Here is a 1,529-nt window from a genome sequence, read left to right on the forward strand (position 1 = left end):
ACGTCCACGTCACCGGCCGACAGCCCGCCGCTGGCCAGCGCCTGCCGGATCACCCGCTGCTGCGACGGACCGTTCGGCGCCGTCAGCCCGTTCGACGCACCGTCCTGGTTGACCGCACTGCCCCGCACCACCGCCAGCACCCGATGACCATTGCGCCGCGCGTCCGACAACCGCTCCAGCACCAGTACACCGGCGCCTTCGGACCAGCCGGCCCCGTCGGCGGTGTCGGAGAAGGCCTTGCAACGTCCGTCGGCGGAGAGGGCTCCCTGCCGGGAGAACTCGACGAAGGCGGTGGGCGTGGCCATGACGGTGACACCCCCGGCCACGGCGAGCGAGCACTCGCCCGAGCGAAGCGCCTGCGCCGCCCAGTGCAACGCCACCAACGACGACGAACACGCCGTGTCCACCGTCACCGCCGGACCCTCGAACCCGAACGTGTACGACACACGGCCGGACGCGATGCTGGGGGCGCTGCCGTTGCCGCGGTAGCCCTCGTACTGCTCGTCGGCGAGGATGCTCCCGTAATCGCTGTACATGACGCCGGCGAAGACGCCGGTCCGGCTGCCCCGCAGCGACACCGGGTCCATCCCGGCCCGCTCGATCGCCTCCCAGGTCGTCTCCAGCAGCAGACGCTGCTGCGCGTCCGTCGCCACCGCCTCCCGCGGACTCATCCCGAAGAACTCGGGGTCGAAGTCCCCGGCGTCGTGCAGGAAACCGCCCGAGCGCGTGTACGACGTCCCGGACACACTCCGGTCCGGGTTGTAGAGGGACTCGACATCCCACCCGCGGTCGGCCGGGAAGTCCGACACGGCGTCGACACCCTCGGACACCAGCCGCCACAGGTCCTCGGGCGAGGACACCCCGCCCGGGTAACGGCACGCCATCCCCACGATCACGACCGGATCGTCCGCCACCGACGGCAACGATCCGACCGGCACAGCCACGTCACGCACGGTTCCGAGCACGGTGTCGAGCAGGTGGTCGGCGAGGAGTTCCGCGGTCGGGTAGTCGAAGACGACGGTGGCGGGCAGGCGCAGTCCGGTCGCCTTGCCCAGTCGGTTCCGGAGTTCCACGGCCGTCAGGGAGTCGAAGCCCAGATCCTGGAAGGCCCGGTTGGGGTTGACCGTCTGTGCGCCCGAGTGGCCGAGGACGAGGGCGATGTGTCCGCGCACCAGGTCCAGCATCATCTCGTGGCGCTCGGTCTCGCCGAGCACTGTCAGCCGTTCGGCCAGTCCGGTGGTCTCGGCGGACCCCGTGGCCGCCGCGCGGCGGGTGGACGTCCGGATCAGCCCGCTGAGCAGCGGCGGAATCTCTCCCTGCGCGCGGAGCGCCGGGAAGTCGAGGCGCACGGGGAGAACGACCGCCGCGTCGGCGGCCATCGCGGCGTCGAACAGGGCGACGCCCTGCTCCACCGTCACCGGGGGGAGGCCGGAGCGGGTGATGCGGCGGTGGTCGGTCTCCGACAGCGTCTGGGTCATGCCCGCGTCCTGCGCCCACGGACCCCACACCAACGACACCGCCGGCAGCCC

1 protein-coding gene is annotated in these 1,529 nt (G+C 71.9%); it reads right to left on the reverse strand.

Features of this window, described 5'->3' with window-relative positions; all coding sequences use genetic code 11:
- Nucleotides 1-1,529 (reverse strand): beta-ketoacyl synthase N-terminal-like domain-containing protein (locus tag ACF1DX_RS39015; protein WP_391795881.1); only part of this gene is annotated, 1,529 nt, incomplete at both ends.

It is taken from the genome of Streptomyces sp. NPDC014676, from assembly GCF_043084105.1.
In the GTDB taxonomy this organism is placed as follows: Bacteria; Actinomycetota; Actinomycetes; order Streptomycetales; family Streptomycetaceae; genus Streptomyces.